5 protein-coding genes and 2 pseudogenes are annotated in these 6,524 nt (G+C 69.3%); 1 reads left to right on the top strand and 6 read right to left on the bottom strand.

From position 1 onward, the window contains the following. From DI272_RS45555 to DI272_RS29205, 4 genes and pseudogenes are all read right to left on the bottom strand, one after another. Window positions 1-416 (bottom strand): annotated as a pseudogene (locus tag DI272_RS45555) (lytic transglycosylase domain-containing protein); the annotation flags it as partial. Between the two features lie 399 nt (window positions 417-815). Continuing rightward, window positions 816-2,141: a PhoH family protein gene (locus DI272_RS29220; RefSeq protein WP_109498194.1), complete on the bottom strand. Its 1,326-nt coding sequence runs from the start codon at window positions 2,139-2,141 to the stop codon at window positions 816-818. Window positions 2,142-2,480: 339 nt separating this feature from the next. After that, a complete protein-coding gene (locus DI272_RS29210; protein WP_109498192.1) occupies window positions 2,481-3,254 on the bottom strand; it encodes an isoprenyl transferase in 774 nt (257 codons plus the stop codon). Window positions 3,255-4,115: 861 nt separating this feature from the next. Next, window positions 4,116-5,003 carry a class I SAM-dependent methyltransferase gene (locus DI272_RS29205; RefSeq protein ID WP_109498191.1) on the bottom strand — a complete coding sequence of 296 codons (888 nt, stop codon included), beginning with the start codon at window positions 5,001-5,003 and terminating at the stop codon, window positions 4,116-4,118. A 50-nt stretch (window positions 5,004-5,053) separates the two neighbouring features. Between DI272_RS29205 and DI272_RS29200 the strand changes: the two genes are divergently transcribed. After that, a complete protein-coding gene (locus DI272_RS29200) occupies window positions 5,054-5,608 on the top strand; it encodes a DinB family protein (RefSeq protein ID WP_375138075.1) in 555 nt (184 codons plus the stop codon). Between the two features lie 96 nt (window positions 5,609-5,704). On the opposite strand, the pseudogene DI272_RS46265 reads toward DI272_RS29200, so the two are convergent. Together DI272_RS46265 and DI272_RS29190 are read right to left on the bottom strand one after the other, a co-directional pair. Continuing rightward, window positions 5,705-6,028: pseudogene (locus DI272_RS46265) on the bottom strand (nucleoside deaminase); the annotation flags it as partial. Continuing rightward, complete coding sequence (locus DI272_RS29190; RefSeq protein ID WP_181387559.1) at window positions 6,025-6,516, bottom strand: GNAT family N-acetyltransferase; 492 nt, start codon at window positions 6,514-6,516, stop codon at window positions 6,025-6,027. The gene DI272_RS29190 and the pseudogene DI272_RS46265, both read right to left, overlap by 4 nt. Window positions 6,517-6,524 lie beyond the last annotated feature (8 nt).

The raw sequence follows: 6,524 nt of genomic DNA, 5'->3' as shown, positions 1-6,524 counted from the left end.
ATCGCCTGGATCTGCGCGACCGTGTAGGAGCTCTGCACGGGGAAGCTGGACGCGGACCGGGAGGCCACCGTCTTGGCCTCGGCGCGTTCCTTGGCTTCCTTCGCCGCCTTCTCGGCGGCTTCCTTCTTCTCGATCGCCGACTTGGCAGCAGCCTTGCGGGCCGATTCCTCGGCGTCCTTCTTGGCGCTCGCGTCCGCCTGGATGGCCTGGACGTTGGCCTGCTGCGTCAGCGACGCGGTCTGCACCTGGGCCTGCTGGCCTGCGGGTATGCCCGCGAGGAGCGTCGTCTCGGCTGCTGTCGCCTCGGCGTCGTTCGTCTGTGCGGTGCTGCCCGAGGCAACGCCTACGACGCTTCCGACAGCGGTGACCGCGGTGGCAGAGGCCACTGCGAATCCCCGGACCGAAATCGGACTCACACGGTTTCCTTCCAGCGTCGTCCGCTTCGGTGACCCTGGCGGACGCAATCGTGCCCCTGGCGCTGACCTCCCCACTACTGGGTCACGGGAGGTACGGGCCCGGTGGGCAACTCCCGTGCGGGAGGCGCCGCGTGGTGCTCGGGCGGCATACGACGTCGACTATGGAGTTGAACCTGGTGTTGCTGTGGTGCCGTACCGCTGGCGGTACAGGTGTGTCGTATGCGGGGCCTGACAGGAGTGAGACTCTGCCGTAACGGGACGCCGGGTGGCAATTCTGAGTTGCGTGTGAAAGCTCACATCCCGTTTGACCCCAGTGATTTTGAGAAACCGCAACACGCGAAGGCGCCGCCCGACTAGGCTCTTCGCCTTTTCGGACGGCGCCAACTGGCGGGTACTACCTCAGATTTGCCCGTCCTCCAGCATTTCGGTCACAAGGGCGGCAATCTGGGACCTCTCGGACCGCGTCAGCGTGACGTGGGCGAAGAGGGGATGTCCCTTCAGCTTCTCCACGACGGCGACGACACCGTCGTACCGCCCCACCCGCAGGTTGTCCCGCTGGGCCACGTCGTGGGTGAGAACCACCCGCGAATTGGCGCCGATTCGGGACAGAACGGTGAGAAGCACATTCCGTTCCAGCGACTGTGCCTCGTCCACGATCACGAACGCGTCGTGCAGCGAGCGTCCGCGGATGTGGGTGAGCGGCAGCACCTCGAGCATGCCGCGCGCGGTGACCTCTTCGATGACCTCGCGGCTGGTGACCGCGGACAGCGTGTCGAAGACCGCCTGCGCCCAGGGGCTCATCTTCTCGGCCTCGGACCCCGGCAGATAGCCGAGTTCCTGCCCGCCGACCGCGTACAACGGCCGGAAGACCATGACCTTCTGATGCTGGCGGCGCTCCAACACCGCCTCCAGGCCCGCGCACAGCGCGAGCGCCGACTTGCCGGTGCCGGCCCGGCCGCCCATCGAGACGATGCCGACGTCCGGGTCGAGGAGCAGGTCCAGCGCGATACGTTGCTCCGCGCTGCGCCCCTTGATGCCGAACGCCTCCCGGTCGCCGCGCACCAGCCGGATGTTGCCCTCGGCGGTGACCCGGCCGAGCGCCTTGCCGCGCTCGGAGTGGATCGTCAGGCCGGTGTGCACGGGAAGGTCGGAGACCTCCGGGACGTACACATGCCCTTCCTCGAAGAGGATGTCCACCTGATCGCCGGGCAGGGTCAGTTCGGACATTCCGGTCCAGCCGGAGGAGTCCGTGATGGCGAGTTCGGCGCGGTACTCCTCGGCGAGGAGACCGACCGAGGAGGCCTTGATCCTGAGCGGCAGGTCCTTCGACACGACGGTGACGTCGAACCCCTCGGCCTGCAGATTGCGGGCGACCGCGAGGATACGGGAGTCGTTGTCCCCCAGGCGGTAGCCGGTCGGCAGCACGCTGGGGTCCGAGTGGTTGAGCTCGACACGGACGGTGCCGCCGAGTTCCCCGATCGGGATGGGGGCGTCGAGGCGACCGTGCTTCACCCGGAACTCGTCCAGCAGGCGCAGCGCCTGTCGGGCGAAGTAGCCGAGCTCGGGATGGTGCCGCTTGGCCTCCAACTCCGTCACCACGACGATGGGGAGCACGACCTCGTGCTCGTCGAAGCGGCTCAGGGCGTTCGGGTCGGCCAGCAGAACGCTGGTGTCGAGAACATAGGTGCGCCGGTCTGGCTTGTGGCGCTTTGTGCTGGTCACCACGGAAGGACGTACCCCCTCGGATGAGGTCGGGGAGCGACGGAGTGGAGCTGGACCGGTCGACGGCCGCCCTGCACACTGCGCACGGGCCGAGAACCGGCCCTCCGCCTGTTCGTCCGTGCGGTCGCCGCACGATCGGGCTGGTGCAAAGGGCCTCCCGGGCGGACGGCCCCGTGCCGTCCGCTGAGGATCCGACACCCGTGGTTCGGGTGTCGACCTGCTTGGCTTATGCCCTCGAACATGCGCTGCCATGCCAGTGCGGATGACGGCGCGCTGGTGAACTCCTTGTTACTTCCGTCCCAAACGGGGTACCCGAAGGACCCCCCCGGGGGCGCACGTGTGTCAGCCGCCGTAACGCCGGTGGCGAGCCGCGTAGTCGCGCAGGGCCCGCAGGAAGTCGACCTTGCGGAAGGCCGGCCAGAAGACCTCACAGAAGTAGTACTCGGAGTGGGCCGTCTGCCACAGCATGAATCCGGACAGCCGCTGTTCCCCGCTGGTACGGATCACCAGGTCGGGGTCGGGCTGGGCGCCGGTGTAGAGATGCCGGCCGATCGCGTCGATGGTCACGGACTCGGCGAGCTCCTCCAGCGAGGTGCCCTTGTCGGCAGCGTCCAGCATCATCGAGCGCATCGCGTCGACGATCTCCTGACGGCCGCCGTAGCCGATGGCGACGTTGACGAGTATCCCATCGACGTGGGCGGTGGCCTCCTCCGCCTCCTTGAGCGCCAACTGCATCTGCGAGGGCAGCAGGTCGGGCGTGCCGACATGGTGCACTCGCCAGCGTCCGTCCGCGGCGAGCGTGTGGACGACGTCCTCGATGATGCCGAGCAGCGGGCCGAGTTCCTCCTGGGGCCGGTCGAAGTTGTCCGTCGACAGCAGCCACAGCGTGACGACTTCGACGTCCGTCTCGGAGCACCAGCCGAGGAATTCCTCGATCTTGTCGGCACCCGCCCGGTGACCGTGCACGGTGGTGGAACCGGAGGCCTTCGCCCAGCGGCGATTGCCGTCCATGATGACGCCGATGTGCTTGGGCACCTGAGCGTGGTCCAGGTGGCCTTCCACCCGGCGTGCGTAGAGCCTGACCAGCAGGCCGCGCAGCTTGTCGCGCAGGTTCACGTGATTGTCAGCCCCTCCGTGCAGATGCGGTCCCCGCGCGCGGAAGCCTACCGGGACGCTAGAGGGAGACTTGAGCGCGGGTCGAATGCGGGGTGGGGAGGGAGCGGGAAGACACACGGGGAGAGGCAGGGAGAGGCAGGGAGAGGCGGGGCGGGGTGTTGGGTGGCGAGAGGGGCGGTTTGTTATTGCGGCGCGCGGTGTCGACGTGGGGTGCGGTGTCCGGGGTGCGGCGCGGGCCGTCGGGGCACAAAAAACGGGCCGGTCCGTGGGGGGGAGACGGACCGGCCCGAGGGGGGGTTTCCACCATAACCCTTCGTAAGTGATGCTGCGTGCATCGGCGTGCCACAACTACTCTCCGCAGTCGCGCGACGACGGCCCGGTGCTCGCGGAACACCGCATTCACAGTGGATTCATGGCCGGAACACAGCGGATTCCCAGGGCAATCGTGTGAGTCGGGACGAGATCCGGGGGTCCGGGACGACTCGGGCGCCGCATCGGCAATTCGGCTTCGCATCCCCCAGGCGGGTGACCCCGCCCGCACGCGCCCGCTTGACGCGAACGACCGGTGTCGCGAGCTGCAAGGCAGGGCACCGCGCAGCCCCCTCCACTGCGCGGTGCCGCCCGCGCAGCTTTGCTCACGCGAATTACCTTGGTCCGAACCTACGTGAGACGAAGGTAAGAAGCGAGCCGACAGTGATAACGATGTGGAAACCTGGTGAACCCCGTGGAAGCGAAGGGGGAATGGCGCCTGGATACACGAATTGCCCGATTTGCAGTAGATGCACCCTGTCGGCGGGTGCGGCTCGTAAGGCGGAGTGCTGCCGTTCAGCCGCAGTGCGGCTGTCAGACGGAGTACGGCCGTCAGACGGAGTACGGCTTGCGGGCCTCGAAGAGGTGGCGGGTGCTGTGGGCGACGAAGGGACCCTCGGACTCGATCCGCGCGTGCAGGGACCGTAGCTGAGGCTCGTACTTGTCGACGGTGAAGTCCGGGACCATCCACACCACCTTGCGCAGGAAGTGAACGACGGCGGCGATGTCGTAGAACTCCATCCGCAGTCGCTCGGAGCGCAGGTCGACGATCTCCAGCCCGGCGGCCTCGGCACCGGCGCGTTCCCGCTCGGGGAGGCGGGCGGCGCTCTGCTCGGCCGGGAGGGGGCCGAGGAAGTGCTCGACGAGCTCGAACACGCTGCGAGCGCCGACGTGTTGGGCGAAGTAGGTCCCGCCGGGCCGCAGTACGCGCGCGATCTCCGCCCAGTTCGGGCTGACCGGATGCCGGCTGGTGACCAGGTCGAACGCCTCGTCCGCGAACGGCAGCGGCGCGTCCTCGGGCGCGGCGACGACGGCGACGCCGCGGGGGCGGAGCAGGGCGGTGGCCTTGGCGACGTTGGGCGGCCAGCCCTCGGTGGCGACGGCGAGGACGGGGGCCTTCGGCTCGACCTGGGCGAGGGCGAAGTCGAGCACCTCCCCTCCCCCGGTCTGGATGTCGAGGGCGGCGGTCGCGCCGGCGAGCCGGGCGGCCATGGCGGTGGCGTACCCCCACGAGGGCCGCGCCTCGGTGGCCCGCCCCTCGAACCAGGAGAAGTCCCAGCCGTCGGTGGGAACGGCGGCACCTTCGGCGACGAGGTCCTCGAAGGTGCGATGGCGGCCCTGGTCGTGACGGTGGGGCTGCGGCTGCGGCTGCGGCTGCGGCTGCGGCTGCGGCTGCGGCTGCGGGTGTGACTGCGGCCGGTCGTCGTCTGTGGCGGGCATGGGGGTGATCGTCGCAGAGCGCTGTCAGTGGGCGCTGCTAATTTTCCGGCATGACGAATCCTGAGGTCACGAATGCCGAGGTCACAGGCGACGCCGCGGACGGCATGCCGTACCGCGGCGACGAGAAGGCGACGCTGCGCGCGAGCCTGGATCGGCACCAGGACGCGGTGCTGTGGAAGCTGGAGGGGCTGGACGACGAGGAGCTGCGCCGCCCGATGACCCCGTCCGGCACGAGTCTGCTGGGCCTGGTCAAACACCTGGCGTCGGTGGAGTACGGCTGGTTCGTGGAGACCTTCGGCGCCGAGGTGGGCGCGGAGGTCGAGGAGCTCTGGTTCGACCCCACCACGGACCAGGACATGCGGGCCGACCAGGGCGAGACGACGGCGCAGATCGTCGAGTTCTACGGTCGCGCGAGAACGGCGGCGGACCGGGTGATCGCGGAGGTGCCGCTGACAGGCCTGGGCCGTCCGTCCTGGCGGGACCACGACGTCTCGCTGCGCTGGGTCCTCGTCCACATGATCGAGGAGACGGCTCGGCACGCCGGGCACATGGACGTGGTGCGTGAGTTGATCGACGGGGCTACGGGAGATCACCGGCGGGGGTGACGGTGAGATGCGGACGGAGGAGGTCGTAGGCCGCTTGCGCGGTGGGGGCGTCCAGTAGGCCGGGGAGGCCGGCGAGGACGCGGGCGCAGCGTAGAGCACGTGCCGGACCCGGCTGTGGATCAGGGCGCTGCTGCACAGGAGGCAGGGTTCGAGGGTGGTGTGGAGCCGGTGGCCGTCATGGCGGCGGTCGAGGGGGAGTTGGGCGAGGGCGTTGACCTCGGCGTGGGCCAGGGCGCTGTTGGCGAGCTGTCCGGGCGGGGCGGTGGTCTCGTGGCTCCGGTTGCGGCCGGCGGCGAGGAGCCGCCCGTCGGCGTCGAGGAGGACGGCACCGACGGGGAGGCTGCCGGCACGGAGAGCCTCCCAGGCGAGGTCGAAGGGGAGGCGCCAGGGGGCGGGGAGTGTGGAGGGAGAGGCGCTCACTGTGCCGGTTCGGGCGGCAGTACGAGAAGGGCGTGTTCGTCGTCGCCGTGCCGGAGGGTGCCGGTGTGGCGGAAGCCGAGCTTCTCGAGGAGCCGTACGGAGGCGGTGTTGCCGACGAAGGGGTCGGCGTACAACGGCCGAACGGTCTCCTCGTCGTCGAGATAGTGCCGCAGGGCCGCGCTGCCGATGCCCCTCCCCCAGTACTGCCGCCCGAGCCAGTACCCGAGAAAGCGCCGCTCGCCCTCCCACCAGCTGACGACATGACCGGCGGGCTGATGGTCGGGACCCACGGTGACGGTGCGGACGAGGCAGGTCTCGTCGCCGAGGACACTGTCGCGCCAATGATGCATGAACCGGTCGCGCGGCCGGGGCGTGAACCGGGACCGTCGCAGCGCCTCCTCGTCGTGCTCGAAGGCAAGGAACGCGTCGAGGTCGGCGGGCGTGACGGGCCGCAGCCGCACGCTGTCCGTGTCCGTGTCCGTGTCCATGTCCATGT

It is taken from the genome of Streptomyces sp. Act143, assembly GCF_003143935.1.
Classification (GTDB): Bacteria; Actinomycetota; Actinomycetes; order Streptomycetales; family Streptomycetaceae; genus Streptomyces.
Note: the sequence above shows the minus strand (reverse complement) of the source record. Positions and strands in the feature narration are given on the sequence as shown.

Coding starts and splice junctions, on each gene's coding strand:
- DI272_RS29205 (WP_109498191.1), bottom strand. CDS start 5,003: ATGCCCGCCACAGACGACGACCGGCCGCAGTCACACCCGCAGCCGCAG.
- DI272_RS29200 (WP_375138075.1), top strand. CDS start 5,054: ATGACGAATCCTGAGGTCACGAATGCCGAGGTCACAGGCGACGCCGCG.
- DI272_RS29190 (WP_181387559.1), bottom strand. CDS start 6,516: ATGGACACGGACACGGACACGGACAGCGTGCGGCTGCGGCCCGTCACG.